Source organism: Streptomyces sp. NPDC048461 (genome assembly GCF_055587105.1).
On sequence record NZ_JBVJGW010000020.1, the window covers coordinates 37316 to 63098 of the forward strand.

A 25783-nucleotide genomic window follows, 5' to 3' on the forward strand; every position below is an offset into this window, starting at 1 on the left:
CCACCGGCCCGGGCCCGGTCGGACGCGGTGTCGGTTTCCGGCCTGGTCCCGGCATCGGACCCGGCGTCGGCCCCGGCGTCGGACACCGTGTCGGAGCCGCGTGGCATCGTGGCCGGATGAGCACCTCCCCCAGCCCGTCCGTCGCGACCCCCTGGTCCGCCGGCACCCCGGTGCACGAAGACCTCGGCATCGTGAAGTCCCGCGTCTACGACCCGTGCGGTTTCACCTGCTCGCAGCCGGTCCCCGAGGCCGAGAGCGCCGACTACGCGGCCCACGCGTTCACCCTGGACGGCCTGGCCGTCCGGTTCCGCGCCGCCCGTTCCACCCCGCGGAAGGTCGGCCGGTTCGTCACCGTGTGGCAGAGGTCCCCGGAGGGCCCGATCCGGCCCTTCGCCGACACCGACCCCGTCGACCTCGTCGTCGTCGCCACCCGCGGCGAGGGACACGCCGGGCACTTCGTCTTCCCCGTGGACGCCCTGGGCCGGGAGGGCGTCGTCTCGGTCGGCGGCGCCGGCGGCAAGCGCGGCTTCCGGGTCTATCCGCCGTGGGTCACCACGGCCAACCGCCAGGCCGACCGCGCCCAGGCCTGGCAGGTCGCGTACTACCTCCCCACGCCTGCGGAGGGCCCCGTCGACCGGGCCCGCGCCCGAGCCCTCTACCGTCTCTAGTCCTTTTCGTCCGCCCCGGCGGTGTGCCGGGTGATGGCCGGGACGATCGTGTCCCAGGTCGGGGGCGGAGGCATCTGGTGGCCCATCCCGGGCAGTGGGACCAGCACGGCGCCGGGGATCTCGCGCGCGAGCGCCTCCGCGTGGCCGTACGGGAAGAGCGGGTCGGCGGTTCCGTGCAGGACCAGGGTGGGGGCGGCGATCTCCCCGAGGCGGTCGCGGACCGGGGCGCCGCCGGCGACCCTCCAGTGGTTGGAGGCGGCCGCGGGGACCGGGCTGCGGTCGAACGCCCGGCCGGCGGTGCGGCGCAGCCGGTCCTCGTCGACGGGGATGGCTCCGGCGAACGTGTGCTCGGCGGCCAGGAAGTACGCGATGACGGCCTCCCGGTCCGTCCAGTCGGGTGCGGGGGCGGGTTCCGCGAGCGCCCGGCGCAGCGCCTCGCTGATCGGCGGCAGGTCCGGGGTCTGCGGTCCGCCGGGGCCGTCGGGGCTGGTGGACACGAGGGTGAGCGTGCGGACCCGGCCGGGGTGGTGGACGGCCAGGTGCTGGGCGAGTGCGCCGCCCATGGAGATTCCGACGATGTGGGCCGCGGAGATCCCGTAGGCGTCGAGGATTCCCACGGCGTCCGCGACGAGGTCCTCCGACGCGTAGGTCGGCGCGCCGACCGGGAAGGTGGTCGACCGGCCCGTGTCGCGGGTGTCGTACCGGATGACGCGGCGCCCCCCGGCGGCGAGGCGGGCCGTGAACTCCTCGTCCCACCAGTCCATGGACGCCTCGGCGCCGCCGATCAGCAGGATCGCGGGCCACGCCGGGTCTCCGAAGGCCTGGGTGGCGAGGACGACGCCGTTGACGTGGACGTCCCTCTCCGGCGGCGTCGGCTGGTCGACGGTCACGGCTGCCTCCGGGGTGTGGTCCTTCCCGAAGACGGTACGGGGCGGCGCCCGTTCGTGCGGGCCCCGGCGGAGAGCGGCCGCCTCGGGGACGCGCGCCGGCGCCGGGGTGACGGCGATCGGTCAGGCCGGATGTCCGTCGGCGTCCGTGCGGTCCGCCTGGCTGGAGAACTTGTTCAGGAAGACGTCGTACCACCCGTCGGGGCGGCGGGTCAGGGTGGCCCCGTCCTGCCAGACGGCGTTGTCATCCCACCACCTGCTGCCGTACGGGTCGCCCTGGTTCTGGTGGATGTTGTGCATGCCGAGGCCCTGGTCGAAGGGCTCCCCGAAGATCAGGACCGGCCGGCCGGGCACGAGCAGGGGCTCCAGGGCGGCGGCGGCGTCGAGGTTGGTGCCGGAGACCCACGGCCGGGGCGGGTTCAGGCGCTCGAGGAACTGCCGCAGCCAGTCCGGCGGGCGGCGTACGAAGAGGCAGCCGGGCCGGTCCACGAGGGCCGGGTGGCGGAGGTGGTCGAGGGCTCCCGAGCCGGAGGACGGGGAGAGGTCGTGGTAGCCCGGGGCGAGGGCGGGCACGGGTTCGAGCACCGAGGGGGCCAGGGTGAACACCTTCCACTGGACCCCCGTCGCGGACTGGTTGCTGTCCACGTCGACGGCGCACCGGTACCTCCCCGCGGGCGCGTCGACCTCCAGGTTCACGTGGAACCAGCGCCCCTGGGTGTCGGGGCTGTCCCGGAAATGGCGGTGCAGCGTCCCTGAGAGCACCCCGTACGCGTCGAGCGGCATGCCCCCCAGTGAACCACCGGGGCCGCGGCTCCACGCGCCGACCCCACGCGCCGGCCCGACCCCACGCGCCCCGACTCCGCGCGCCGGCCGAACGCGACCGGCGCGCGCACCCGACCGGCGCAACCCGAGATGCCGTACGGCCGCGGCCCGCGTCGAATGAACGCGCGGCGCCCTTCCGCGACCGTCCGGGGCTGACGGGCGTACCCCGCACGGCGAGGCACCCGCGGCGGTGCGACCGCGGCGACGCGGAGCGATCACGGAGGAGGCGGGATGTCCCGTTCGGCTGACGGCCCCGCCCCTCCCCCGCCACGACTGCGGCGCCCCCGCGGATCGGCGTTCCGCCGGCCGACGCGCGCGATGCGCAGGGGCCTGTCGCAGCTCGTCTGCGCGGTCGCGGGATTCGTGCTGGGGATCCTGGCGCCCCTGGTCTCGGTGGGGCCCGAGGTGGAAGCGGGACGGGTGGTGTCGCTGCTGTTCACCATCGGGTTCGGCGTCATCAGCCTGGTGAGCATCATCTATTCGATGCTGTTCCTGGTGGTGCAGTTCTCCGCGAGCACCTTCACACCGCGCCTCGGGCTGTTCCGGGACGAGCCCATCGTCTGGCGCGCGTTCGCCTTCACCGTCGGGGTGTTCGTCTTCTGCGTCACCTCCGCGCTCGCGATCGGCGTGGGTCCGCGCGTCTCGTCCTTCGTGCCGGTCACCGCCATGCTCCTCGCGCTCGTCGCCATCGTGTTCATGAGGACCCTGCAGATGAAGGCGTTCGACTCGATCCAGCTCGGCCACGCGCTGACCGCCATCGCCACCCGCGCGCACCTGCTCTTCGACGCGTTGTACACCAAGCCGTACGATCCCGCCGCAGCCGCGGAGGGCCCGCGCCCGGCGGTGACCGGGGCCACCTCGGTGCGCTGGTCGGGAGCGGCCGTCGTACTGCAGCAGTTCGACGTCCCCGCACTGATCGGGGCGGCGCGGGAGCGGGACTGCACGATCGCGTTCGGGGTCGTGCCGGGCACCACGGTGTCCCAGGGCACGGAACTCGCCCGGGTGACGCCCGGCGGCCTCTCCGAAGGGCAACTGCGCGTGGCCCTGGTGACCGGCGTGGAGCGCACCTTCGACCAGGATCCGGAGCTCCCGTTCAGACTCCTCGCCGACATCGCCCTGCGGGCCCTCTCTCCGGCCGTCAACGATCCGGCCACGGCCGTGGAGGCCCTGGACCGCCTGGAGGACCTGCTGACCCGCCTGGCCGGACGCGAGCTCGACATCGGGCGCTTCGACGACGACGCCGGCCGGTTGCGGGTGACGATCCCGGTGCCGGGCTGGGAGCAGTTCGTCCGGACGGCCGTCGACGACGTGCTCTGCGCCGCCGCCGGTTCCCCGATGGCCCTGCGCCGGGTGCGCGACCTGCTCCGCAGGCTGGTGGAACGGGCTCCCGAGAGCCGCCGCGCCCTCGTGCGCGACCGGCTCCTGTGGGTGGAACGGACCGGCGCCGACCGGTATCCGCTCGTCTGGACGGCGCCCGGGGGCGGGGACCCGGAGCCCGGCGGCGCCGGCGGCGGCTGACGTGCCCCCGGAGCGCTGGGTCCGGCCGTGCGGCCGGTGCGACAAGGGCCCGGCGGCGCCGGGCGGCGCTTCCTCGCCCGCTCTCCGGTCGCGGAAAGCGCTCCGCCCCCGTCTCCTGAGTCCATGGACCGCAAAGCATCCGAGCGGCGGGAGGGCGCCGGCCGTACCTCCGCGCTGCGCGGCCGCGTGCTCATGGGGCACCTGCTCCGCTCGGCGGCCTCGATCGCCCTGCTGACCGGCCTGTACTACCTGGCCCCCCTGGACAGCGGCTTCACCCTGTCCACCGTCACCCTGCTGACCCTCGGCCTCATCGTGTTCGGCGCTCTCATCGCCTGGCAGACCTCCGCGATCACCCGTGCGCCGTATCCGCGACTGCGCGCGCTGGAGGCACTGGCCACCGCGGTCCCGTTGTTCCTCGTGCTCTTCTCGGCGTCGTACTTCCTGCTGGCGCAGGAGATCCCGCAGTCGTTCTCCGAACAACTGAACCGCACGGACGCGCTCTACTTCACGGTCACGGTGTTCGCGACCGTGGGCTTCGGCGACATCGTTCCCACCACGGAGACGGGGCGCGCGCTGACCACGGCGCAGATGATCGCCGACCTGTTCGTGGTGGGCGTGATCGCCAAGGTCCTGTTCGGGGCGGTCAGGATCGGCATGCGCCGGCGCGGAACGGCCGACGCGCCCCCGCCCGGGGACGAGGACGAGGACCAAGACCATTAGACGCGCCGGACCGGGCCGGTCGGCCGGGTGGACCGCGAACCCTTCCGGCGGCGGAGCGCGCCGCACAGGTGGACCATCGAGGAAGCGGAAAGGACGTGCCCCATGACGGAGCCGCACCCCCGGTCCGACCCGCCCGGCGGCGGGACCGAGTCGCCTGACGGCGCGAAGAACGGCCGGCCCGTGGCAGGGGCCGGGCCGCCGGAGGCGGAGCTGCTGCGGCACCTCCTGCGCAGTCCCGGGTACCTGAAGGCGCTCGTGTTCTGTGCCTTCATCGGCATTCCGGTGTCCCTCGCCTCCTTCTGGTTCCTCGTCGGCATGCACAAACTGGAGGGCCTCCTGTGGGCCGTCCTCCCCGAGTCGCTGGGCTGGGACGCCGCGCCCTGGTGGTGGCCGCTGCCCCTGCTGCTGGTCGCCGGCATCGCGGTCGGCCTGATCGTCACGCACCTGCGCGGGGCGGGCGGCCACGTCCCCGCGTTCGGTCTGAACACGAGCGGCGCCTCGCCGGCCGCGCTGCCCGGCGTCCTGCTCGCGGCGGTGGCCAGCCTGCCGTTCGGTGCGGTACTGGGGCCGGAAGCCCCGTTGATCGCGCTGGGCGGCGGTCTCGCGCTGCTGTTCCGGAACCTCGCCCAGGCACCGGCGACCCCACAGAGCAACGCGCTCCTGGGCGCGGCCGGAGCCGCGGCGGCCATCGCCGCCATCTTCGGCAATCCCCTGATCGCCGCCGTGCTGCTGATCGAGGTGGCGGGCGTCGGCGGGCCCCAGCTGTTCGCGGTCATGCTGCCCTCCCTGCTGTCCACCGGGATCGGCTCGCTGGTGTTCACCGGGCTCGGCCGCTGGACGGGGCTGCCCACGGGCGACCTGTCCCTGCACCTGTCCGGGCCGCTTCCCCGTCTGGACGCGCCCGACGTGGCGTGGGCCGTGGTCATCGCCGTGGCGCTCGCCGCCGTGCTGCACCCCCTGCTGATCGGGGCGCGGGCTCTGGGTGGGTACGTCGCGGCGCGGCCCTTCGTCCGGACCGTTCTGTGCGCGCTCGGCGCCGCGGTCTGCGCTGCCGTGTACGGGCTGGCCACCGGCCGCGACCCCGTCGAGGTGGCCTCGTCCGGGCAGGCGACGCTGGCCGCGCTGGGCGCCGACCCGCATGCCTGGGGGGTGGGCGCGCTGATCGCCGTGCTGCTGTTCAAGGGCGCCGCGTACGCGCTCTGCCTGGGCAGCCTGCGCGGCGGCCCGGTGTTCCCGGCGCTCTTCCTGGGCGCCGCGGCGGGCGTGCTCCTGGCGCCCCTGCCGGGCCTGGGGGTCGTACCGGCGATGGCGGCGGGCATGGCGGCGGCCTCCGCCACCGTGCTGCGGCTACCGGTGAGCAGCGTGGTGCTCGTGGTCCTGTTGCTCGGCAGTTCCGCCATGATGCCCGTCGTGATCCTGGCGGCCGTGGTCGCCTTCGTCGTCTCCGAGCTGATGCCGCCCGGCCGGCCGGTGGCGGCGGCAGCCCACTGACTCCGGTGGACGGGAGTACCGCATATCGCGTCGACAACGACCTGCCCGACCCGGCAGGGTGGTCCCCCGTGACGAGCAGTGAGCTGTGGACCCGTGAGACCGCCGACCGCTACGACGCCGAGGAAGCCGAGTCGTCCTCGGCCGCCGCACTCGGCCCGGCCCTCGACTTCCTCGCCGAGCTCGCCGGGGACGGCCGGGCGCTGGAGTTCGCCATCGGGACCGGCCGGGTCGGCGTACCGCTCCGGCGGCGCGGCGTACCGGTCGTGGGCATCGAACTGTCCGAGCACATGGCGGCCGTGCTGCGGCGCAAGATCGACGAGGACGCGCTCCCGGTGACCGTCGGGGACATGGCCACGACCGTCGTCCCCGGCGGGTTCACCTTGGTGTACCTCGTCTACAACACCATCACGAACCTGCTCACGCAGGACGAGCAGGTCGAGTGCTTCCGCAACGCCGCACGTCATCTGGAGCCCGGTGGCCGGTTCGTCATCGAGCTGGGCGTGCCGCCGCTCCGGTTCCTGCCTCCCGGCCAGGTCGCGGTGCCCTTCGACGTGTCCGAGGCGCACCTGGGGTTCGACACCTTCGACCTGGTCGAGCAGGTCCTCGTCTCGCACCACCTCACCCGCGACGGCGACGACGGCCGCTACCGCCGCGACAGCTCCCGGCACCGGTACGCCTGGCCGGCGGAGCTGGACCTCATGGCACGGATCGCCGGGCTCGAACCGGAACGGCGCGTCGCGGACTGGGACGGCTCGCCGTTCACCCAGGACTCCGGAAAGCACGTCTCCGTGTGGCGCAAACCGGTCTGACCTCGGCGTTGTCAGCCGCCTAGGATCGCGCCATGCCCCGACTCGAACTCCTGCGCCACGACCACGCCCCGGCCCTGCTGGAGTTCGAGCGGCGCAACCGCGCCTACTTCGCCGCGTCCGTGCCCGACCGCGGCGACCCCTACTTCTCCGCGTTCGACGCACGGCACCGCGCCCTGTTGGCCGATCAGGCCGCGGGGCTGGACTTCTTCCACGTACTGGTGGACGACCTCGGCGAGATCGTGGGCCGGGTCAACCTGGTCGATGCTGCGGACGGCGAGGCCGAACTCGGCTACCGGATCGCCGAGCGGGCCGCCGGGCGCGGGCTGGCCACGGCGTCCGTGCGCGAGGTCTGTCGGCGGGCCGCCGCGGAGTACGGACTGACGGCGCTCCGGGCGGTCACGACGCTCGACAACACGGGCTCGCTCGCCGTCCTGGCCCGTACGGGATTCGTCCCCGCGGGCGACATCCGGGTGGACGACCGCCCGGGCCTGCGCTTCACGCGCGACCTCCTGGAACCTGCGGCCGGCCCGGGGCGGTGAGCCTCCGGAAAACGTCGGGCGGGCTCCGCTCGTCGTCGCTTCCGGGCGGTCCGTCACTCCCGGGGGGTCGGCCAGGGCTTCGCGCGGGCGATGACGAGGGCGACGTCGTCGTGGTCGTTCGGGCGGCGCAGCGAGTCGAGGAGCCGGTCGCAGGTCTCCTCCAGGGGGCGGTCGGCGTCGGTGAGGAGGTTCAGGAGGAGGTCGAGCCGTTCGTCGATGGGCTGGTCGCGGGTCTCGACCAGCCCGTCGGTGTACAGGACGAGCTGGTCCTGGGGCCGCATGCTCACGGTGGTGGCCTCGAAGGGGATGCCGCCGACGCCCAGGGGGGCGCCGGTGGGCAGTTCGAGCAGGCGCGGGGTCTCGCCGGGGCGGATGAAGACCGGCGGCAGGTGTCCGGCGACGGAGATGCGGCACTCGGCGCGGTGCGGGTCGTACACGGCGTAGACGCAGGTGGCGATGGTCTCTTCGAGGGCGGCGGTGGTGCGGTCCAGCTGGCGCAGCACCTGGGTCGGGTCCAGGCCCAGTTCGGCGAGGGTGCGGGTGGCGGTGCGGAGCTGGCCCATGCTGGCGGCGGCGTTGATGCCGCTGCCCATGACGTCGCCGACGACGAGCGCGGTGGTTCCGCCGACCTGGGGAATGGCGTCGAACCAGTCGCCGCCGATCTCGCTGGTGGCCGCGGCGGGCTGGTAGCGGTAGGCGACCTCCAGGCCGGCCGTCTCGGGCGGATGGTGCGGGAGGAGGTGGCGTTGGAGGGCGAGTGCGGTGTGGTGGGCGTTGCGGTACCAGCGGGCGTTGTCGATGCACACGGCGGCGCGCGCGGCGAGTTCGCCGGCGAGGACGATGTCGTCGTCGTCGAACGGCAGCGGGTTGCGGGTGCGTTTGAGGTCGAGGGCGCCGAGGACCTCGCCGCGGGCGATGAGCGGCACGGCGAGGTAGGAGCGCAGTCCGGCGCGGGCCAGCATCGCGGCGGCGTCGTCGTCGCGGGCGATGCGGGAGATGTCGCGGGCGTGCACGTGGGCCACGAGGACCGGGTGGCCGGTCGTCACGGACTGGGTGACGAGCCGGTCCGCCTCGTAGCGGGCGATGTCACCCGGGGGGTCGGCGGCGCGCACCGCCTCGCTGGGATAGGCGGCGGCCACGGCGAGCGCCCGGAACACCGCGGGCTCGTGGGCGGAGGACTTCAGGCTGGGGCGGCCGTCGAGGACGGAGTCGAGGATGTCGACGGCGGCGATGTCGGCGAGGTCGGGAACCACGACCTCGGCCAGTTCGCGGGCCGTCTGGTCCAGGTCGAGAGTGGTTCCGATGCGGACGGTGGCGTCCGCGATCTGCGCGAGCCGGCGGCGGCTGCGGGCGATCTCCTTGGCCGCCAGGTGGCTCTGGGTCACGTCGACGATCGAGGTGGCCAGGCCCAGGACCCGCCCGCCGGCGTCCTCCAGCCGGTAGTACGACACCGACCAGGCGTGTTCGTGGTGCTGGTCTCCCTGGGTGTGGCCGGCCGTGAACTGCTCGACCAACGGGGTGCCCGTGGCCAGGACCTGGCGCATCGCCGCCTCGACCGCGCCGGCGTCGTCGAGGAAGGACAGGGCCTCCCGTACGCTGCGGCCGATGTGCTGGGAGGCGGGCAGTCCGTTGATGCGCTCCAGCATCGGGTTGACCAGCACGTACCTCAGGTCCGTGTCCAGCACCGCGAGGCCGATCGGCGACTGGGCGACCAGGCGGGCGGAGAGGGCGAGGTCCCGCTCCAGGTGACGGAGGCGGGCCCGGTCGGTCGCGATCCCGAGGGCGTAGAGGTCCCCGTGCTCGTCGAGGAGCCGCATGTTGCGGAACTCGACCAGGTGGCTGCCGCCGGCCTTGTGCCGCACGGGGAACGCGCCGGCCCAGTCGCCCGCCCCGCCCATGACCCGCGCGAACAGCTCCAGTACCAGGTCCAGGTGCTCCGGGGCGGCCAGCAGCTGGGCGGCGGGCCGGCCCAGCGCCTCCTTCGCGGACCATCCGAACAGCTGCTCGGCCTGGGGGCTCCAGAGGGCGATCCGGCCCTGGGAGTCGAGGACGATCGCGGCCACGTTCAGTACGTCGAGCAGCCCGCTCGGCGGGGAGATGCGGGCCTCCACCGCCGCGGCGGCGGGGTGGATCCGGGTCTCCCCCGCCGCGGCGGTGCGGCCGGCTTCGGGGGGCCCGGTACCGCCGGGCCCGGACGGGCCGCTCTCAGCCATCACGGGCACTCCCTTCGGCCTTCCGGCCCGGAACCGGGCCTGCCTGGTACGGGCCGCGGCGCACGGCCGGCTTCCATCGTCCCCCGGAACCGGCCCCGCAGCCGTCCGGGCGGCCCGCGCGGACTCGTCCACCCCCGCTGACCAGCGGAAACCTCGGAGTAGGCGGTCCCGCACCCGCTACCCTCAGGTAACCGAGCCGGCGCGACCGCGCAAGCCGGGCGAGGGCCGTCCGGCACTGCCGAGCCCCGATCCTGAGGCTTATCGGACCTTAGGTGCGGAATTTCCCGATTTCGTAATGACCGGCGTTTTACGGCCGGAACCCTCCCCCGGCGGACCAGAGTGTGCCCCCTCGGCAGCCGGCCGGGTACCCGCACACCGCCCGTCGAGGCCCCGAACGGGGCCGCCCGGGCACGTCCTCGAGGTGACGCTCCATGTCCGTTTCCCGCAGCACCCTCCGCATCGTCGCCGCCCTCGCGGCCTCCGCCGCCCTCGTCGGCGGCGCCGCGCTCCCGGTCGCCGCCGACGGCCACGGTCATGGCCACGGTCGCGGTCACGACGACACGAGGGCCCGGCACGGATCGATCGTGATCGGCGCGGTCCAGTACGACAGCCCCGGCCGCGACGACCGCTCCAACCGCAGCCTGAACGCCGAGTGGGTCGAGGTGAAGAACACCGGACGCAAGGCGGTCAGCCTGCGCGGCTTCACCCTCACCGACAGCCAGGGGACCCGCTACCGCTTCGCCGGCCTGCGCCTGGACGGCCGCTCCAGCGTCAAGGTCCACACGGGCCAGGGCCGCGACACCGCCGCGGACGTCTACCAGGACCGCCGCACCTACGTGTGGGACGACCGGGACACCGCCACGCTGCGCAACGGCAGCGGACGCGTCCTCGACACCCGCAGCTGGGGCAGGCGCGGCCGCTGACCCCGCGGGCGGGCCCCCCCCCCCCCGCGGGGGGGGGGGCCCCGGGCCGGGGCCGCCCCCCCGGGCCCCCCGCCCCGGGCGGGGGCGGGCCCCCCCCCCGGCGGGGCCCGCCCCCCCCCCCGCGGGGGGGGGGGGGGGGGGGGCGGCCCCCCCGGGGGGGCCCCCCCCCCCGGGGGGGGGGGGCGCCCCCCGCTTCCGTGCGCGGCCGCACGTGACCCGCGTACGGGCGCGGCGGCGGCCGCCCGGGGGGCGGACCGGACGGGGCGGCGCCCCCGGGGATGGGTACAGTGGTCGGCGCGAAGGCCGACCGGGCCGAACCGTTTCCGCACGGCGGCCCGCCCGAGTCGTACCGTGTGCCCGAGCACGACAGGACCCCGTTCCCCTTGTCTTCCCCCTCCCCCGCACCGTCCGCCGCGCGCCTCCGCGGCCTGCGGCCGCACTGGCTGTCGGACCCGAAGGTGTGGCGCACCGAGGTCCTGGCCGGTCTCGTCGTCGCCCTCGCGCTGATCCCCGAGGCGATCTCCTTCTCGATCATCGCGGGCGTCGAGCCGGCGGTGGGCCTGTTCGCCTCGTTCACCATGGCCGTCGTGATCTCCGTGGTCGGCGGCCGTCGGGCGATGATCTCGGCCGCGACCGGCGCCGTGGCCCTCGTCATCGCCCCGCTGAACCGCGAGCACGGCTTCGGCTACCTCGTGGCGGCGGTCATCCTGGCAGGCGTCTTCCAGATCGCCCTCGGCGCGCTCGGCGTGGCGAAACTGATGCGCTTCGTCCCGCGCTCGGTGATGGTCGGCTTCGTCAACTCCCTGGCCGTCCTGATCTTCATGGCGCAGGTCCCCGAGATGCGCGACGTGCCGTGGCCGGTCCACCCGCTGGTCGCGGCCGGCCTGCTGATGCTGGTCCTCCTTCCGAGGATCACCACGGTGGTCCCCGCCCCCCTGGTCTCCATCGCGGTCCTGACGGCCCTGACGGTGGCCGCGGGCCTGGCGGTGCCGACCGTGGGCGACAAGGGCGCGCTGCCGTCCGCGCTGCCGGTCCCCGGCCTGCCGGACGTGCCGTTCACCGTGGCCACGCTGACGACGGTCGCCCCGTACGCCCTGGCGATGGCCCTGGTCGGGCTGATGGAGTCACTGATGACGGCCAAGCTCGTCGACGAGATCACCGACACCCGCTCGTCCAAGACCCGGGAGTCGGTCGGCCAGGGCGTCGCGAACATCGTCACCGGCTTCTTCGGCGGCATGGGCGGGTGCGCCATGATCGGCCAGACCATGATCAACGTGAAGGTGTCCGGCGCCCGTACGCGCCTCTCCACCTTCCTCGCGGGGGTGTTCCTGATGGTGCTGTGCATCGTCTTCGGCCCCCTGGTCTCCGAGATCCCGATGGCCGCCCTGGTCGCCGTCATGGTCATGGTCTGCTTCGCGACCTTCGACTGGCACTCCGTCGCGCCCGCGACCCTGCGGCGCATGCCGGCGGGCGAGATCACCGTCATGCTCGTCACGGTGGTATGCGTGGTCGCCACGCACAACCTCGCCGTCGGTGTCGTCGCCGGCTCGGTCACCGCGATGGCCGTCTTCGCCCGGCGCGTCGCCCACCGCGCGGACCTCACCGCGCGCACGGACCCCGACGGCCGCACGGTGGTGTACGCGGTGACCGGGGAACTGTTCTTCGCCTCGGCCGACGAGCTCGCCGGCCGGTTCGACTACGCCGCCGACCCCGACCGGGTCGTCATCGACCTCCGCGCGGCCCGCGTCTGGGACGCGTCCTCCGTGGCCGTCCTCGACGCGGTCGTCGCCAGGTACGCGCAGCGCGGCAAGACGGTGGAGATCGCCGGCCTCGACGTTCCCAGCGCCGAGCTCCACGGCAGACTCAGCGGCGAACTCACGCCCCACTGATCCCGCCCGGTACAGACCGCCGTCACGCCCACTCGGTGGGGCCGCCGCCGATCCAGCTGATCCGCGGGTCCTCGCGGGCGATCAGCTCGGCGCCGTCCTCCAGGCCGATGCGGCGGAGGAACTCGACGACGTCGTCGACTCCGGCCGCGATGCCGAGCCGCTCGTCGACGCCGTGGGCGTGCGCGGTGACGGGACGGCCGCCCTTGGCCAGCAGGGGGTGGATGGTGACGTGCGTACGGTCGGGCATGCAGCCACACTGCCGGGCGCGCGCGGCGCGCGCATCCCGGCGGATCTGGATGGCCCAGCCGCCCGGCACCCTTCCGGGCCCGGCCGGCGGCAGCCGGGTGTCAGAAGGCGTCGCCGGAACGGGTGCGCTCGCCCCGAGGGCCTCCGGGCAACCGCGCCAGCGTCACCGTGCGCAGCAGCCACTCCACCGGGCCGTACCGGTGGTGCGCCATCAGCCGTGCACTGAGGGCAAGTTGCGCCGCGTACAGGGCGATCGCCCCGAGGACGACGACGGCCGGGCCGAGCCGGCCGTACCACGCGAGGCCGTAGCCGGTGAAGACGAGGGCCATGACCAGCGACTGGCTCAGGTAGTTCGTGAGGGCCATCCGTCCCGCGGGCGCCAGCACGGCCGTCATGCGCGCGCCGCGCGCGGTCCGCATCAGGAGGAGCATTCCGCAGACGTAGGCGGCCGTGAGGGCGGGCGCCGTGACCGTCCCCACCATCTGGCCGGCCACCGACCACCGGGGCCCGAGCGGACCGCTGGTGGCCAGGGCCATGAACACGCTGCCCGGCAGGCCGAAGGCGACGCCGAGCAGGCAGATGCGCCGTAGCCGGGCGCCGTGGTCCGCCCGGTCGCCGAGGAAGTGCACCTTGCCGCAGCGGAGGCCGACCAGGAAGGCCGCGACGACGAGTCCGCCGATCAGCGGGATGGCGAGCAGGGCATCGGGGAGCTGGGCGAGGTTGGCCCGCACGACGTCCGCGGCGTCGCCGCGGTAGCCGGCGATCAGGCCGGGGAAACCGGCGACCAGGTCGGCGTCCAGGTCCGCCGCCTCCGCGTCCGACATGACCAGGGAGGCCAGCCCCACGAGGAGCAGGATGCCGCTCACGCAGCCGTACACGATCCAGGCGGCCCGGAGCGCCGTCTGCGGCGCGCAGCCCCGCACGGCGATCAGGATCAGGCCGAGCACCCCGTACGTCATCAGGATGTCCCCGCTGAACAGCAGTACGGCGTGCAGGAGGCCGAGCGCGAACAGCCCGAGGGAGCGGCGAAGGAGCCGCGGCACGGGCCGGTCACCGTCCCGGTCGGCCGAGGTCAGCTGGAGGGAGAAGCTGTAGCCGAAGAGGAACGAGAACATGAGGTAGAACTTGCCGGCGACGAAGGTCTGGACGAGCCCCTCGACGGTGCGGTCGAAGGTGGAGGCGCCCGGGTCGTCGACGGTGCCCAGTGCGTACGGGCTCGCCATCATCAGGGCGTTGACCAGCAGGATGCCCAGGAGGGCGAAGCCGCGCAGCGCGTCGAGCTCGGATATGCGCGGTTGGGCCCGTTGTTCGTGCGAAGCCGTTACGGCCACCGCTTCCCCCCAAGTGGTCCTGGATGCCGGGGGCGCCGCCCCCGGCCGGGGGCCCTGTACGGGTCCCGCCGCCCTACCGTAATTGATCATCTTTCGGTCGACCGGCCGCGGCAGGGGGCCGGGGCGGGAACGTGCCAGGGCGGCACCGCCCGGCACGCGGGGTCGCCGCAGCCCCCGGACTCCGGGGCCGTGGCCCCGCAGTGATCCCGGGGTGCGCGCCCGCGCCCGCTACGCCCCGGCCGAGCGTCGGCCCAGGAAGGGTTCGGCCACCAGGCGGGCCGTGCCGCAGAGGGTCTGGCCGTACCGGGCGAAGAGGTCGTCGCGCGAGTCGAAGCGGCCGAGGTCGGCCAGGACGTGGGCCGAGAGGTCGCAGGGGGCGCCCGGTCCGGTGGCGGGGCAGGCCGTGGTTCCGTCCCAGTCGACGGCGGTGCGGGACAGCGCCTCGAAGAGGGTTTCGGGGCCGGCGTTGGTGAAGCCTCCGCCGGGCCGCCCGCTCAGTTCGTCCAGGTCACCGAAGAGCTCCAAGGTGGTCAGCCAGACGGCGGGCAGGCCGTCCGGCGACGGACCGCCGATCCGGAACTCCGGCCACGCCAGCAGCACCTGGTCCGGGACGAACCGCCGCAGGCGGGGGAACCGCGGGTACCAGAAGGCCCCGTCCACGAGCAGGCCGCGCACCCGTGTGGGCACCCCGGAAGCCCGCGCGACCGACTCCAGTACGGCCAGCCGCTGGCTGCACGAGCCGCGGCCGCGGCGCAGCACCTCGGAGACGGGCCGCTCGTCCTGCACCGAGTACACCGGGCGTACGGCGGCGGAGATCCAGCGGTGCGCCGCGCGCAGGGCCTCCCGCTGCCCCGCGGGGTCGACGGCGGGGTCCGCGGCCGGAGCGCCTGTGGGGGCGTGCGCGCCGAGATCGCGGACCAGTGCGCCGACCAGCGGGTCGTGCCAGTCGAGTATCCGGGTCGGCGCGCAGCTGCCCGAGGCCGCTTCCGCTTCCCCGTCGGCCGGGCGCGTACGCGTGCGACCGCGGGGCCTGAGAAGCGAGCTCGTCATGGCGGGTCCTTTCGTCGGGCCGCACCCGGGGCGGCTGCGAGCATCCTGACAGATGAATTGAACGCGTTCAACCACTCGTGGCAACCTCCGGCCGGTCGGCGGCCCCGCCGACCCCGCCGTCCCGCGCCTCAGGCCGCGCCGGCGGTGAGGAGGGATTCCGCGACCGCCGTACGGGCGTACAGCACGGAGCGGCCCGCCCGGTGGGCGGTGACGAGGCCCGCCGCCCGCAGCGCCGAGAGGTGCTGGGACACCCCCGGCGCGGAGAGGCCCGTACGGACCGCCAGCTCGGTGGTGGAGGCCGGGGTCTCCAGCTCGGTCAGCAGCAGGGTCCGCGAGCGGCCGAGGACCGCGGCGACGGCGGCGGTCTCCGTGACCGAACGGGACTCCCACAGCGAGCCCGCACCCCGGGCCGGATAGGCCAGTTGTGGCGGATCCGGCGGGGTCATGCGGGTGAGCAGGCCCGGGCCGAGGAAGACCGAGGGGCTCAGCAGCAGACCCGCGCCCGCCGCCTCCCGGGACAGCGGGCGCGTACGGTGCACGAGCCGCAGGGCGTTGCCCTCCCAACTCAGCTCGGTGTGCAGGTCGTTGAAGACGTACCCCGCGCCGTGCTCGGCGACCTGCCGGGCCCGGTGGAAGACGTCGGCGTCGAGCACGCTCCGGATCCTCGCCCAGTACGGGGCGAGGGCCAGCTCCCAGTAGGCCTCGATCTCCTCCGCGACCCGGGCCAGGCGGGCCGGCGGATCGGCGTACAGGGCCCGCAGCCGGGGACCACGGGCGCCCTGGTGGTACCGGAGGTGATCGAGCTCGCGGCGGACCACGTCCGCGGATGCGGCACGCAGGGCGGACAGCTCGTCCGCGAGCGCGGGCGCCGGACCCGCCGGGGCCGGGTTGAGGAAGTGCGGAAGGTAGCCCGAGGCCGGGATGAGCTCGGCGAGCCACCCCCGGTCCAGTCCGGCGGCCGCCACCCGCGGTACGACCTGCTCGGCCCACGGCCGGTGCACGGGATGCGCGGTGCCGGAGCGCAGCAGCAGCCGGAAGCCGGCCACGACCTCCCACATCGGCGAGACCGCGAACCGCATCTGCGCGAGATCACCCGCCGAGAAACCCAGCTCGATCAGGACGCCCACCCCACCCCGTCCGCCCGTGCCCGGCGGCGCGTCTCACAGCCGCGACAGGACTCCGGGCATCACCGCCCCGACCTCGTCGGCCAGACGTTCGACGTCTTTCCGGAGGAAGGGTACTGCCAGTCTCAGCAACCCCTTGAAGTCGAGCCGGGCGCGGTAGGTGACCGTCGTCCCGGCCGCCACCCGGCGCAGCAACAGGTCGTCGGTCGTGGTGACGCCGTCGTTCTCCCCCACGAACGTCAACCTGTCTTCCTCCAGCCGGATCAGACGGTACGTCAGGCGGGTCTCGCGCCCGCGGAACACCGACACGTTGCTCCACGTGGAGCCGACCCGGACGGGTCCGTGATCGAGGCGTTCGCACGTCTTGGTGCCGGGATCCCACTCTTCCGTCCGGGCGAAGTCCTTCAGGTAGTCGACCAGGACCGGCAGCTCCCCGGGAACCGTGAACGAGCGCTCCACAGCAACCACGCGGGCCTCCTTCCGCAGAACGGGACCGCCCCGGTGCGGGGCCGTACGCCGTGTCTTCCGGCGCGGCCCGCACCCCGGATGCACCCGGACGCCCCGGGCAGTGGTCCAATCCCCGTGCGGGCCGGCCGCGAATCACCGGTGTGGACTCCCGCACCCCGCGGGGGCCGTGGAGGAGCTCGGATGCAGCGCTGGACGGTCGCGTACGACGCGGGAAGGCCCGAGGGCGGGCACTGCGCCCACCTGGACCAGGAGGACGTGGAGTGCGCCGGGCCCCGCGCCCCGGGCTGCGCGGAATGCCTGGCCGCAGGACAGCGGTGGGTTCACCTGCGCACCTGCCTGACCTGCGGAAACATCGGCTGCTGCGATAGCTCCCGCGGCAAGCACGCCTGGTCCCACGCCGAGCGCACCGGCCATGCCGTCGCCCGCTCGGCCGAGGCCGGCGAGGAGTGGGCCTGGTGCTACGAGGACCACGTGTTCCTCCGGCCGGCCGCGCCCGGCGCCCACGGCCCCGGTGCATCCGTACGACCCGGTCGCGGCGAAGCAGGGGGTACGAGCGGCACGGCGCCGCACGACCCGGGCGCCGCGCCCGTCCCGCCACTCGGGGGCGAGGAGAAGCCATGAACACCAACCGCACTGTCCGCACCGCACGCACCGTCGTCGTGACGGCGGCCGCCACGCTCCTGCCCCTCGCCGTGCTCGGCGCCGGGTCTGCGTCGGCGACGGTGCTGGACCCGTTCGGACCGGCGTGCGCGTCGGTACCGAAGGACGGCTCCGGCAGTTTCGACGCGATGGCGAAGGAGCCGGTGGCCACCGCCGCCTCCCAGAACCCGGAACTGTCGACCCTGGTCGCGGCCGTCAAGCAGGCCGGACTGGTCGACACCCTGAACAACGCGCAGGACATCACCGTCTTCGCACCCACCAACGCGGCCTTCGCCAAGGTCCCGAAGGCCGACCTGGACAAGGTCCTCGCGGACAAGGCCCAGCTGACGAAGATCCTCACCTACCACGTGGTGGGCGAGAAGCTGACCCCGGCGCAGCTGGAGTCCGGTTCCTTCACGACGCTGGAGAAGGGAACGCTCACCACCAGTGGATCGGGCGAGTCCTACAAGGTCAACGGCGCCGCCAACGTGGTGTGCGGCGACGTCGAGACGGCCAACGCGACCGTCTACATGGTCGACAGCGTGCTCATGCCGCCGTCGAGCTGACCGGGTCGGCAGTCCACCAGTACGCAGCAACACGCAGCACGCAGCACACACGATTCAGCCAGGTCTTAATCAATGGCGCCCTCCGTCTCCGCGTACCGATCATTCGGCCATGACCTCAGAGATCATCACGGCATCATCCGCCGGCACCTGGCAGCTCGGCGACCTGAAGATCAACCGGATCGGCTTCGGCGCGATGCGTCTCGCCCAGAGCGGCGAGGCGCTGGCGGAGGGCGCCGCCGCACGCGGCCGCGACCGTGACCGGGGGCAGGCGATCGCCGTGCTGCGCCGGGCGGTCGAGCTGGGCGTGAACCACATCGACACCGCCGCCTTCTACTTCTCGCCGCTGCGCTCCGCCAACGAACTGATCAACCGTGCGCTGGCCCCCTACCCGGACGACCTCGTCATCACCACGAAGGTCGGGCCGGGCCGCGGGCCGGCGGGCGACTGGATCGACCACGCCGCCACACCGGAGCAGCTGCGCGGCCAGGTCGAGGAGAACCTGCGCCAGCTGGGACGCGACCACCTCGACGTGGTGAACCTGCGCATCGTCGGGACCGGCTCGATCTCCGAGCGTTTCGGCGCCCTGGCGGAGCTGCGCCAGGCGGGCCTCATCCGCCACCTCGGCATCTCCAACGTCCGGCCCGAGCACCTGGCCGAGGCCCTGGCCATCGCCCCCGTGGTGTGCGTGCAGAACCAGTACGGCGTCGGCGCCACCCCCGAGCAGGACGCGTTCCTGCACGCGTGCGGCGATCGGGGGATCGCCTTCGTCCCGTTCTACGCGATCGCCGGCGCGGGCCGGACCGCGGGCGCCGGCGGCGCCGACAGCGCCGAGGTGCTCGCCGTCGCCCGCGCCCACGGGGCGAGTCCGGCCCAGGTCCGGCTGGCCTGGACGCTGGCGCGCGGGCCCCACGTGCTGGCGATCCCCGGCACGGGCGACCCGCGGCACCTCTCCGACAACGTGGCCGCGGGCGCGCTGCGCCTCTCGCCGCAGGACCTGGCCCTGCTGGCCGCTCCGCAGGGCGGCTGAGCGGCCACCCCGGCGCGCGGTCGGTGCGGGGCGGCCGCTCGGGGAGCGGTCGGCTCAGGACGCCGTCGGCTCCGGCCGGTGGTGCGGCGGGGTCAGCCGCGCCCACAGGAAGCTGTGAACGAGCGCCTTGTTGAAGGCGGTCTGCCGGTGGTCCGTGGCCCCGGCGTGACCGCCGCCGAGGTGCTCGTGGAAGAGCACGTTCTGTCCGAGTTCCCGGAGCCGGGCCGCCATCTTGCGCGCGTGGCCGGGGTGCACCCGGTCGTCGCGCGTGGAGGTGAGCAGGAGCAGCGGCGGGTACGGAACGTCCGCGCGGGCCTGGTGGTACGGGGAGATCGCCGTCAGGTGCGGCCGGTCGGCGGGGTCGTCGGGATCCCCGTACTCGGCGATCCAGCTGGCTCCGGCGAGCAGCCGGTGGAAGCGGAGCATGTCGAGCAGCGGCACGTGGGCGACGACCGCGCCGAAGAGGTCCGGGTGGCGGGTGAGCATCGCGCCCATGAGGAGGCCGCCGTTGCTGCCGCCCTCGATGCCCAGCTGGGGCGGCGTGGTGATGCCGCGGCCGACGAGGTCCCGGGCGACGGCGGCGAAGTCGTCGAAGGCGCGGACGCGGTGGGCCCCGAGGGCCGCCTGGTGCCAGGCGGGCCCGTACTCGCGGCCGCCCCGGATGCCCGCGACGACGTACGTTCCGCCGCGCGCGAGCCAGGCCCGCCCGATCACCGGGCTGTACTGCGGGACCTGGGAGACCTCGAAGCCGCCGTACCCGTAGAGCAGCGTGGGACCGGGTCCCGGCCGGTCCTCGGGGCCGATCACGAAGTACGGGACGCGCGTGCCGTCGGCGGAGGCCGCGAAGTGCTGGCGCACGGCGAGCCCGGCGGTGTCGAAGAGGGCGGGGGCCTGCTTGAGGATCTCCGCGGTGCCGCCCGCCTCGCCGCGGTAGAGGGTGGCGGACTGGAGGTACCCGGACACGGCCAGGAAGAACTCGTCGCTCTCGTCGGGGTCGGTGCAGATCACCGACGCGGTGGAGAGCGGCGGCACGTCGGCCAGGGGTGCCCGGGTCCACGGGTGCCCGTCCGGTCCGGGGGTGAGCAGTTCGAGGCGGGAGGAGACGTCGGCGCGGGTGGCGAGGACGAGGTGGTGGCGGGTCCAGTGGTGGCCGGCCAGTGCGGTGTGCTCGTCGGGGGCGAAGAGCACCGCGGGTTCGCGGGCGCCGTCCGCGTAGGCCCCGGCCTGGTAGGCCTCGAAGTCGAAGGCGAGGAGGGTGCCGGCGGCATGGCCGAGCCAGGGCGACTTGGTCGTCACGATCAGCCACTGGCGGTGGACGTACTTGACCGCGTCGTCCGGGACGTCGACCGGCACGAGTGCCCCGCCCGCGACTCCGTCCTCTCCTCGGCCGCGGAGCAGGAACAGGCGCCTGTTCCAGAAGTCCAGGTGGGTGGAGACGAAGTCCCTGGCGTAGCCGGGCGTGTGGTCGTGCCAGCCGTCGGCCGACAGGTCCGAGGGCTGGCCCTGGTGGACGAGTTCGGCCTCCGCCAGCGGCGTTCCGCGCTGCCAGCGGCGTACCTGCAGGGGGTAGCCGGACTCGGACATCGACCCCGGGCCGAAGTCCGTGCCGATCCACACGTGGTCGCGGTCGATCCACCCGACCCGGGTCTTGGCCTCGGGGACGGTGTAGCCGTCCCCGACGAACTCCTTTTCCACGAGGTCGAACTCGCGCACCACGCAGGCGTCCGAGCCGCCGCGCGAGAGCATCACGAGGGCGTGGCGGTGGTCGGGGGCGAGCACGTCGCTCCCGGCCCAGGCCCACTCCTCCCCCTCGGCCGCGGACAGTGCGTCCAGGTCGAGGACGCACTCCCAGGCCGGCCGGTCCTTGCGGTACTCCTCCAGACCGGTCCGCCGCCACACCCCCCGCACCTGGTCCGCGTCCTGCCAGAAGTTGTACAGGTACCGGCCCCGGCGGACGGCGTACGGAATCCGGTCGGCGTCGTCCAGCACCTCGCGCACCTCGCGCTCCAGCACCTTGAACCCGGGTGTTCCGCCCAGCGCCTCCACGGTCTCGGCGTTCCGCTCGCGCACCCAGGCGAGGGCGGACTCGCCGGTTACGTCTTCCAGCCACAGGTGGGGGTCTTCGTCGCTCATCCGCCGATTGTGCAGTACCCCGGGCGGGGTCAGCGGCCGCCGTCGTCGAGCGGCCGCAGGAAGCGTCGCTCGTACCGCTTGATGCAGCCGGTGTCGCGGGCCAGGTCGAAGGCCGCCTGGCACTCCGGGTCGGTCATGCTGTCCGTGCGGTACTGCTCGTAGGCGGCGAAGCCGGGGAAGGAGAAGAGGGCGTAGGCGATGTCGCTGTCGCCCTCGCTGGGCAGGTAGTAGCCGTGGTGGGTGCCGCCGAACCGCTCGACGAGCCGCACCCAGCGGCGCCCGTACTCCTCGAAGTCGGCGAGCTTGTCGACGTCTATCTCGTACTTCAGATGAATGGTGATCACGGCCCCATCATGCCGGGTGCCGCGGCCCCACTGTCCGGGGGCGGGTCCGCGTAGCGGGCGACGATCGCGGCGGCGCGGTCGTGCAGGGAGGTGCGCAGGGACCGCGGCGCCAGGGCCTCCGCGTCCGTGCCGAGCTGCCAGAGCGCCCATGCGGCGTGCCGGAAGTCCTGGAAGGTCACGTCCAGCCGGAGCCATCCGTCGGCGCCGGGCTCCTCGGCGCGGACGGCCAGGGCGGTGTCCAGCAGCTCCTCCCGCCGCGCCGGGTCCATCCGTACCCGCACGGTGATGTGGTCGCTGCCGGAGAGGAACCGTGCGGAGCGCTCCCGCCAGATCCGGTCCAGATCGACCCGGCCGGGCCGCTGGGCCGCTTCGGGGAGCTCCTCGGCGGCCAGCACCCGCGAGAGCCGGTAGGTGCGGTCCTCACCCTCCCGGGTGGCCAGCAGGTAGGCCCGGTCGCGTACGGTCACCAGCCCGATCGGGTCCACCGTGCGCCACTGCGGCGGCCGGCCGGTGGCCGCGTAGTGGATGCGCAGCTTGCGTCCGGCGAGCACCGCCCGGCGGACCTCGACCATCGTCGTGCCGGGTACCGCCTCGGTGACCAGCCGGCGCGAGAGCAGGTCGGTCTCCGGGTCGACGAGGAAGCGCTGCGCGGCGTCGCTCGCGGAGGCCCGGTGGCCCTCGGGCAGGGCGTCGACCACCTTGCGCATGGCGGAGGCGAGCGCCGAGCCGAGGCCGAAGACCAGCTCGCCGCGCCCCGATCCGGCGGTCAGCAGGGCGAGGGCCTCGTCGTGGTTCAGACCGGTGAGCTCGGTCCGGAAACCGGGCGACAACACGAATCCGCCGTGCCGGCCGCGTTCGGCGTAGACGGGGACGCCCGCGGCGGACAGCGCCTCGATGTCGCGCAGGACGGTCCGGGTGGACACCTCCAGCTCCTCGGCCAGGACGTCCGCGGTCAGCCGACCGCGCTGCCGCAGCAGCAGGACCAACGAGACCAGCCGGTCGGCGCGCATGCGCGAACTCTACCGAGATACACGACAGAGGGTGTCGTGTTTCCTTGCGAGGCTCGTATTCACGGCGTCGGAGCCGGCGCGACGAGCGGGCCGGCAGACGTGCGTACTCCCGACGGAACGAATGGAGCGGACGTGAGCGTGGAACGAACGGCGGTCAACCCGGTGACGTGGTCGGCGGACATGGGCTTCAACCAGGGCGAGGTGGTCTCCGGGCACACCCGGACCCTGTACATCTCGGGGCAGACGGCGATGAGCCGCGACGGCAAGCCCCTGCACGACGGCGACATGGCGGCTCAGCTGACGCTGAGCACCGACAACCTGGAGGCCGTGCTCCACGAGGCCGGCATGTCCCTCGCCCACCTCGTCCGGCTCAACGTCTACACGACGGACGTCGATCTCCTCTTCCGGCACTACGGCCTGCTGGCGGCGCGGCTGGGGGCCGCCGGGGTGGCGCCGACGACCACCATGCTCGGGGTGTCGCGCCTGGCCATCCCGGGCCAGACGGTCGAACTGGAGGGCACGGCCGTCGCCTGACGCGGCGCCCCGCGCGCCGGCTGTGGGTTCGGGGCCACCGGTGGAGGGGTCCGACGCCGATCCGCACGCCCTGTGCGGCGTCTCGGCAGGGCCGACTCCGCCGGTGTGCCACGATCGGGTCATGCTCGACCACATCGCGCTCCAAGTAGCGGACCCGGCGGCGTCGGCCGCCTTCTACGACCGCGTCCTCGCACCGCTCGGCAGCACGCGGCTGCTCGACTTCGGCCAGGTGATCGGCTGGGGCACGACGCAGCCGCGGTTCTGGATCGGCCCGGTGACCACGGACGGCACGGCCCGCGAGCTGCACGTCGCGTTCGCCGCCGCCGACCGCGCGCAGGTGGAGGCGTTCTTCGAAGCCGCGGTCGCCGCCGGTGCGGAGGTCCTGCACGCGCCCCGGGTACGACCGGAGTACCACGCGGCGTACTACGGCGCGTTCGTCCGGGACCTCGACGGCAACAACGTCGAGGCGGTCTGCCACAGCCCCGGATAGCGGCAGCCCGGCCCGGTACGCACCGCGCGAGGCAGCCGTCCCGCCGCGCGTGCCGGGCCGGTCCCCTTCCGTGCTGCCGCGCCCGGGTGCGACAGCACGGAAGGGGACCGGAGTGCGCAGGTCACATCGGTGTGAGGACCGTGTCGATGATGTTGACCGTGGCGTTGGCAGTCCTGACGTCACCGCAGACGATCTTCGCCTTGCCGTTGACGGTGAAGGTCTCACCGGATCCGGACGTGCTCAGGGTTCCGCCTTCGAGCGTCTTGAACGAGCCCTTCGCCAGCTGCTCGGGGCTGATCTGCTCTCCCACCACGTGGTAGGTGAGGATCTTGGTCAGCTCGGCCTTGTCGGCGAGGATCTTGTCCAGGTCCGCCTTCGGGATCTTCGCGAACGCCTCGTTCGTGGGGGCGAACACGGTGATGCCCTCGGCGTTGTTCAGGGTGTCGGCCAATCCGGCCTTCTTGACGGCCGTGACCAGGGTCGACAGTGCCGGGTTGTTCGACGCCGCGGTGGCCACCGGGTCCTTCGCCATGCCGGCGAGGCTGCCCGATCCCTCCTTCGGGACCGACGCACAGGCCGGACCGTACGGGTCGGCCTGCTGCGCGCCGGCGAACGCCGGGGCCGCGACGCCCAGAACGACGGGGAGCGTGAAGGCGGCTGCCGCGAGGGCCGCGGAGCGGCGGATGTGGGGGTGGGTCATGGGGTCCTCCTCTGGAGCCGGGTTTCGCGGGGTACCCCCGCGAAGGCCCGTTCGTCCCCGAGACGCTGGTGCCGAGGCGAGGCCGGCGCCGATCCGACGTGTCCTGCACGGACCGGCTCGTCCTTCTCCCTCGCCCGTCCATTCGCTGCCGCCCGGCGGATCGATTGGTGAACAAACCGACAAAAGCGAACCGCCTCCGATGCCCCCGTCCCCGTGGACAGCCGAATCCTCGATGAACCCGGCGCGGGCGTTCTCTCGTAGCCTGTCGCCGTGACCCGCCATACACCGCCGCGACCGGTGGACGTCGAGCAGCTGTTTCCCGAGGTGGCACCCCTCCGGGCGGAGACCGTGCGGCTCCACCCGCGTGCGGGTGAGCCGACGCGCCACGACAGCTCGGTCGGAGGCCCGCTGTTGTGGCCGATCCGGGAGCCCTGGCCGTTGTGCCCCGAGCACGAGGGGGCGCCGATGGTGCCGGTCGTGCAGATCTACCGCAGCAGCGTTCCCGGCATCGTCCCGTTTCCCGAGGGATGCGATCTGCTCCAAGTCCTCTGGTGCCCGCGGAAGCACAGCGGCCATCGCTGGGTCGTACCGCACGTCCAATGGCGAGAGGCGAGCTCGGTCGGGAAGGTCCTGGAGACTCCTCCGCCCCCGGCTGAGCCATGGGAGAAATACGTCCCGCGTCCCTGTGTGGTGCATCCGGAGCTGGTGACGGAGTACCCCTACTGGGATCTTCACGACGACATGTGGGACGCGTTGGAGTTCCGATTCCTGGACCTGGATCAGGAGACGGGCTGGGACTACCAGAGCCACCTCTCGACCGCCCCGGGGACGAAACTGGTCGGCTACCCCGGCTGGTGCCAGGACCCGGACTGGCCGGAATGTTCCGGATGCGGCAATCGCATGGAACATTTGCTGACCGTGGAGAGCACGGAAGCGGACTCCGTGTCCCGGCGCGCCTGGACTCCTGTCGAGGAGGAGCACACTCGCTCCGCGGGTCCGGGCCTGGTGCTGGGCGACCTGGGTGGCGTGTACCTCTTCGAGTGCCACGTCTGTCCCGGGCGTCCCTTCACACACCGGTACGACTGTCCGTAGCGCGCGAGGCCCGGCCCCCAACCCCGGAAAGCCCGGCCGGCACAGGGCCGGCCGGGCTTTCCTGTGGGAGCGCCGCCACTGACACGGCGACGCCCGCTCACGGGTATGAGGGATCAGGCGGGGGTGATGTTCTCCGCCTGGGGGCCCTTCTGGCCCTGGGTGACGTCGAAGTTCACCTTCTGGCCTTCCTGGAGCTCACGGAAGCCGGAGCTGGCGATGTTCGAGTAGTGGGCGAAGACGTCCGGGCCGCCACCGTCCTGCTCGATGAAGCCGAAGCCCTTTTCCGAGTTGAACCACTTCACGGTACCGCTGGCCATTTGTCCTCCAAGGGACTCTAAACCGGTCCCGCACCGTGCGGGAGCCGGAGGTGATCGCCCTGGTCCTCAGAGACGCTGAACAGCAAAATCACCCGTGAAATGTGCGCTCACGGGTGACCGGTACTTCGGAACCATGACTGCTGGCGCTGACGCTACACGGAGAGTCCTGCTCGCACCACGAGAACGGCCCCCCGAACGGAGTATCCGTCTCACCTCCCTCGGCGCGCGGACCT

General features: G+C 73.6%; 27 protein-coding genes. 14 read left to right on the plus strand and 13 right to left on the minus strand.

Annotation, left to right across the window (positions count from 1 at the left end; translation table 11 throughout):
• Window positions 1–116: 116 nt before the first annotated feature.
• The gene (locus ACZ6S8_RS28695) at window positions 117–668 is read left to right on the plus strand and encodes a MepB family protein (protein WP_469460303.1); all 552 of its coding nucleotides are present in this window, start codon (window positions 117–119) and stop codon (window positions 666–668) included.
• Here ACZ6S8_RS28695 and ACZ6S8_RS28700 read toward each other — a convergent pair.
• Both ACZ6S8_RS28700 and ACZ6S8_RS28705 read right to left on the minus strand, forming a co-directional pair.
• Entirely contained in the window at window positions 665–1558 is an 894-nt protein-coding gene (locus ACZ6S8_RS28700) for an alpha/beta fold hydrolase (protein WP_469460304.1), read from the minus strand. The genes ACZ6S8_RS28695 and ACZ6S8_RS28700 overlap by 4 nt on opposite strands.
• A gap of 120 nt (window positions 1559–1678) precedes the next feature.
• Window positions 1679–2338, minus strand: coding sequence for a DUF2278 family protein (locus ACZ6S8_RS28705; RefSeq protein ID WP_469460305.1), 660 nt, complete (start codon window positions 2336–2338; stop codon window positions 1679–1681).
• 270 nt (window positions 2339–2608) lie between these two features.
• Between ACZ6S8_RS28705 and ACZ6S8_RS28710 the strand changes: the two genes are divergently transcribed.
• From ACZ6S8_RS28710 to ACZ6S8_RS28730, 5 genes are all read left to right on the plus strand, one after another.
• Window positions 2609–3895, plus strand: a complete 1287-nt coding sequence (locus ACZ6S8_RS28710; protein WP_469460306.1) for a DUF2254 family protein — start codon at window positions 2609–2611, stop codon at window positions 3893–3895.
• A 123-nt stretch (window positions 3896–4018) separates the two neighbouring features.
• Window positions 4019–4615, plus strand: coding sequence for a potassium channel family protein (locus ACZ6S8_RS28715; RefSeq protein WP_469460307.1), 597 nt, complete (start codon window positions 4019–4021; stop codon window positions 4613–4615).
• 102 nt (window positions 4616–4717) lie between these two features.
• Window positions 4718–6106 carry a chloride channel protein gene (locus ACZ6S8_RS28720; protein ID WP_469460308.1) on the plus strand — a complete coding sequence of 463 codons (1389 nt, stop codon included), beginning with the start codon at window positions 4718–4720 and terminating at the stop codon, window positions 6104–6106.
• Window positions 6107–6174: 68 nt separating this feature from the next.
• Window positions 6175–6915 (plus strand): class I SAM-dependent DNA methyltransferase, encoded by a 741-nt coding sequence (locus ACZ6S8_RS28725; protein WP_469460309.1) that lies wholly within the window; start codon window positions 6175–6177, stop codon window positions 6913–6915.
• 32 nt (window positions 6916–6947) lie between these two features.
• Entirely contained in the window at window positions 6948–7454 is a 507-nt protein-coding gene (locus ACZ6S8_RS28730; RefSeq protein ID WP_469460310.1) for a GNAT family N-acetyltransferase, read from the plus strand.
• A 53-nt stretch (window positions 7455–7507) separates the two neighbouring features.
• Here ACZ6S8_RS28730 and ACZ6S8_RS28735 read toward each other — a convergent pair whose 3' ends face one another.
• Window positions 7508–9667: a SpoIIE family protein phosphatase gene (locus ACZ6S8_RS28735; protein ID WP_469460311.1), complete on the minus strand. Its 2160-nt coding sequence runs from the start codon at window positions 9665–9667 to the stop codon at window positions 7508–7510.
• A 431-nt stretch (window positions 9668–10098) separates the two neighbouring features.
• On the opposite strand from ACZ6S8_RS28735, the gene ACZ6S8_RS28740 reads away from it, so the two are divergent.
• Entirely contained in the window at window positions 10099–10590 is a 492-nt protein-coding gene (locus ACZ6S8_RS28740; RefSeq protein WP_469460312.1) for a lamin tail domain-containing protein, read from the plus strand.
• A 383-nt stretch (window positions 10591–10973) separates the two neighbouring features.
• Window positions 10974–12479 (plus strand): SulP family inorganic anion transporter, encoded by a 1506-nt coding sequence (locus tag ACZ6S8_RS28745; RefSeq protein WP_469460313.1) that lies wholly within the window; start codon window positions 10974–10976, stop codon window positions 12477–12479.
• 22 nt (window positions 12480–12501) lie between these two features.
• Here the strand turns inward: ACZ6S8_RS28745 and ACZ6S8_RS28750 are convergent, their stop codons facing one another.
• The 5 genes from ACZ6S8_RS28750 to ACZ6S8_RS28770 form a co-directional block, all read right to left on the minus strand.
• Window positions 12502–12726 (minus strand): hypothetical protein, encoded by a 225-nt coding sequence (locus tag ACZ6S8_RS28750; RefSeq protein ID WP_469460314.1) that lies wholly within the window; start codon window positions 12724–12726, stop codon window positions 12502–12504.
• A gap of 100 nt (window positions 12727–12826) precedes the next feature.
• Complete coding sequence (locus ACZ6S8_RS28755; protein WP_469460315.1) at window positions 12827–14056, minus strand: DUF418 domain-containing protein; 1230 nt, start codon at window positions 14054–14056, stop codon at window positions 12827–12829.
• A 228-nt stretch (window positions 14057–14284) separates the two neighbouring features.
• Window positions 14285–15106, minus strand: coding sequence for a transglutaminase domain-containing protein (locus tag ACZ6S8_RS28760; protein ID WP_469460316.1), 822 nt, complete (start codon window positions 15104–15106; stop codon window positions 14285–14287).
• A 128-nt stretch (window positions 15107–15234) separates the two neighbouring features.
• Entirely contained in the window at window positions 15235–16185 is a 951-nt protein-coding gene (locus ACZ6S8_RS28765; protein WP_469460387.1) for an ArsR/SmtB family transcription factor, read from the minus strand.
• An 81-nt stretch (window positions 16186–16266) separates the two neighbouring features.
• Complete coding sequence (locus ACZ6S8_RS28770) at window positions 16267–16698, minus strand: SRPBCC family protein (RefSeq protein WP_469460317.1); 432 nt, start codon at window positions 16696–16698, stop codon at window positions 16267–16269.
• A gap of 180 nt (window positions 16699–16878) precedes the next feature.
• On the opposite strand from ACZ6S8_RS28770, the gene ACZ6S8_RS28775 reads away from it, so the two are divergent.
• The 3 genes from ACZ6S8_RS28775 (at window position 16879) to ACZ6S8_RS28785 (ending at window position 18930) form a co-directional block, all read left to right on the plus strand.
• Window positions 16879–17319, plus strand: a complete 441-nt coding sequence (locus ACZ6S8_RS28775; protein WP_469460318.1) for a UBP-type zinc finger domain-containing protein — start codon at window positions 16879–16881, stop codon at window positions 17317–17319.
• Window positions 17316–17903, plus strand: a complete 588-nt coding sequence (locus ACZ6S8_RS28780; RefSeq protein ID WP_469460319.1) for a fasciclin domain-containing protein — start codon at window positions 17316–17318, stop codon at window positions 17901–17903. The genes ACZ6S8_RS28775 and ACZ6S8_RS28780 overlap by 4 nt, the downstream gene beginning before the upstream one ends.
• Before the next feature lie 109 nt (window positions 17904–18012).
• Window positions 18013–18930 carry an aldo/keto reductase gene (locus ACZ6S8_RS28785; protein WP_469460320.1) on the plus strand — a complete coding sequence of 306 codons (918 nt, stop codon included), beginning with the start codon at window positions 18013–18015 and terminating at the stop codon, window positions 18928–18930.
• A gap of 54 nt (window positions 18931–18984) precedes the next feature.
• On the opposite strand, the gene ACZ6S8_RS28790 is transcribed toward ACZ6S8_RS28785, so the two are convergent.
• From ACZ6S8_RS28790 to ACZ6S8_RS28800, 3 genes are read right to left on the minus strand one after another with little or no spacing between them, the layout of a single operon-like run.
• Entirely contained in the window at window positions 18985–21063 is a 2079-nt protein-coding gene (locus ACZ6S8_RS28790; RefSeq protein WP_469460321.1) for a prolyl oligopeptidase family serine peptidase, read from the minus strand.
• 29 nt (window positions 21064–21092) lie between these two features.
• Window positions 21093–21407, minus strand: coding sequence for an NIPSNAP family protein (locus ACZ6S8_RS28795; RefSeq protein WP_469460322.1), 315 nt, complete (start codon window positions 21405–21407; stop codon window positions 21093–21095).
• The gene (locus tag ACZ6S8_RS28800) at window positions 21404–22417 is read right to left on the minus strand and encodes a helix-turn-helix transcriptional regulator (RefSeq protein ID WP_469460323.1); all 1014 of its coding nucleotides are present in this window, start codon (window positions 22415–22417) and stop codon (window positions 21404–21406) included. The genes ACZ6S8_RS28795 and ACZ6S8_RS28800 overlap by 4 nt, the downstream gene beginning before the upstream one ends.
• A 138-nt stretch (window positions 22418–22555) precedes the next feature.
• Between ACZ6S8_RS28800 and ACZ6S8_RS28805 the strand changes: the two genes are divergently transcribed.
• On the plus strand, window positions 22556–22951 hold the full coding sequence (locus tag ACZ6S8_RS28805) for a RidA family protein (RefSeq protein WP_469460388.1): 396 nt from the start codon (window positions 22556–22558) through the stop codon (window positions 22949–22951).
• A gap of 121 nt (window positions 22952–23072) precedes the next feature.
• The gene (locus ACZ6S8_RS28810) at window positions 23073–23441 is read left to right on the plus strand and encodes a VOC family protein (protein ID WP_469460324.1); all 369 of its coding nucleotides are present in this window, start codon (window positions 23073–23075) and stop codon (window positions 23439–23441) included.
• A 121-nt stretch (window positions 23442–23562) separates the two neighbouring features.
• On the opposite strand, the gene ACZ6S8_RS28815 is transcribed toward ACZ6S8_RS28810, so the two are convergent.
• Entirely contained in the window at window positions 23563–24141 is a 579-nt protein-coding gene (locus ACZ6S8_RS28815) for a fasciclin domain-containing protein (RefSeq protein ID WP_469460325.1), read from the minus strand.
• A gap of 705 nt (window positions 24142–24846) precedes the next feature.
• Here ACZ6S8_RS28815 and ACZ6S8_RS28820 point away from each other — a divergent pair.
• Window positions 24847–25233 carry a hypothetical protein gene (locus ACZ6S8_RS28820; RefSeq protein WP_469460326.1) on the plus strand — a complete coding sequence of 129 codons (387 nt, stop codon included), beginning with the start codon at window positions 24847–24849 and terminating at the stop codon, window positions 25231–25233.
• A 113-nt stretch (window positions 25234–25346) separates the two neighbouring features.
• On the opposite strand, the gene ACZ6S8_RS28825 is transcribed toward ACZ6S8_RS28820, so the two are convergent.
• On the minus strand, window positions 25347–25550 hold the full coding sequence (locus ACZ6S8_RS28825; RefSeq protein ID WP_010982331.1) for a cold-shock protein: 204 nt from the start codon (window positions 25548–25550) through the stop codon (window positions 25347–25349).
• Between the last annotated feature and the right edge of the window lie 233 nt (window positions 25551–25783).

Bases quoted from the DNA above. Each gene is read 5' to 3' on its own strand.
- ACZ6S8_RS28715 (WP_469460307.1), top strand. From the start codon at position 4,019: ATGGACCGCAAAGCATCCGAGCGGCGGGAGGGCGCCGGCCGTACCTCC.
- ACZ6S8_RS28775 (WP_469460318.1), top strand. From the start codon at position 16,879: ATGCAGCGCTGGACGGTCGCGTACGACGCGGGAAGGCCCGAGGGCGGG.
- ACZ6S8_RS28760 (WP_469460316.1), bottom strand. From the start codon at position 15,106: ATGACGAGCTCGCTTCTCAGGCCCCGCGGTCGCACGCGTACGCGCCCG.
- ACZ6S8_RS28710 (WP_469460306.1), top strand. From the start codon at position 2,609: ATGTCCCGTTCGGCTGACGGCCCCGCCCCTCCCCCGCCACGACTGCGG.
- ACZ6S8_RS28800 (WP_469460323.1), bottom strand. From the start codon at position 22,417: ATGCGCGCCGACCGGCTGGTCTCGTTGGTCCTGCTGCTGCGGCAGCGC.
- ACZ6S8_RS28720 (WP_469460308.1), top strand. From the start codon at position 4,718: ATGACGGAGCCGCACCCCCGGTCCGACCCGCCCGGCGGCGGGACCGAG.
- ACZ6S8_RS28735 (WP_469460311.1), bottom strand. From the start codon at position 9,667: ATGGCTGAGAGCGGCCCGTCCGGGCCCGGCGGTACCGGGCCCCCCGAA.
- ACZ6S8_RS28790 (WP_469460321.1), bottom strand. From the start codon at position 21,063: ATGAGCGACGAAGACCCCCACCTGTGGCTGGAAGACGTAACCGGCGAG.
- ACZ6S8_RS28780 (WP_469460319.1), top strand. From the start codon at position 17,316: ATGAACACCAACCGCACTGTCCGCACCGCACGCACCGTCGTCGTGACG.
- ACZ6S8_RS28730 (WP_469460310.1), top strand. From the start codon at position 6,948: ATGCCCCGACTCGAACTCCTGCGCCACGACCACGCCCCGGCCCTGCTG.
- ACZ6S8_RS28810 (WP_469460324.1), top strand. From the start codon at position 23,073: ATGCTCGACCACATCGCGCTCCAAGTAGCGGACCCGGCGGCGTCGGCC.
- ACZ6S8_RS28825 (WP_010982331.1), bottom strand. From the start codon at position 25,550: ATGGCCAGCGGTACCGTGAAGTGGTTCAACTCGGAAAAGGGCTTCGGC.
- ACZ6S8_RS28815 (WP_469460325.1), bottom strand. From the start codon at position 24,141: ATGACCCACCCCCACATCCGCCGCTCCGCGGCCCTCGCGGCAGCCGCC.
- ACZ6S8_RS28740 (WP_469460312.1), top strand. From the start codon at position 10,099: ATGTCCGTTTCCCGCAGCACCCTCCGCATCGTCGCCGCCCTCGCGGCC.
- ACZ6S8_RS28705 (WP_469460305.1), bottom strand. From the start codon at position 2,338: ATGCCGCTCGACGCGTACGGGGTGCTCTCAGGGACGCTGCACCGCCAT.
- ACZ6S8_RS28695 (WP_469460303.1), top strand. From the start codon at position 117: ATGAGCACCTCCCCCAGCCCGTCCGTCGCGACCCCCTGGTCCGCCGGC.
- ACZ6S8_RS28785 (WP_469460320.1), top strand. From the start codon at position 18,013: ATGACCTCAGAGATCATCACGGCATCATCCGCCGGCACCTGGCAGCTC.
- ACZ6S8_RS28765 (WP_469460387.1), bottom strand. From the start codon at position 16,185: ATGCGGTTCGCGGTCTCGCCGATGTGGGAGGTCGTGGCCGGCTTCCGG.
- ACZ6S8_RS28750 (WP_469460314.1), bottom strand. From the start codon at position 12,726: ATGCCCGACCGTACGCACGTCACCATCCACCCCCTGCTGGCCAAGGGC.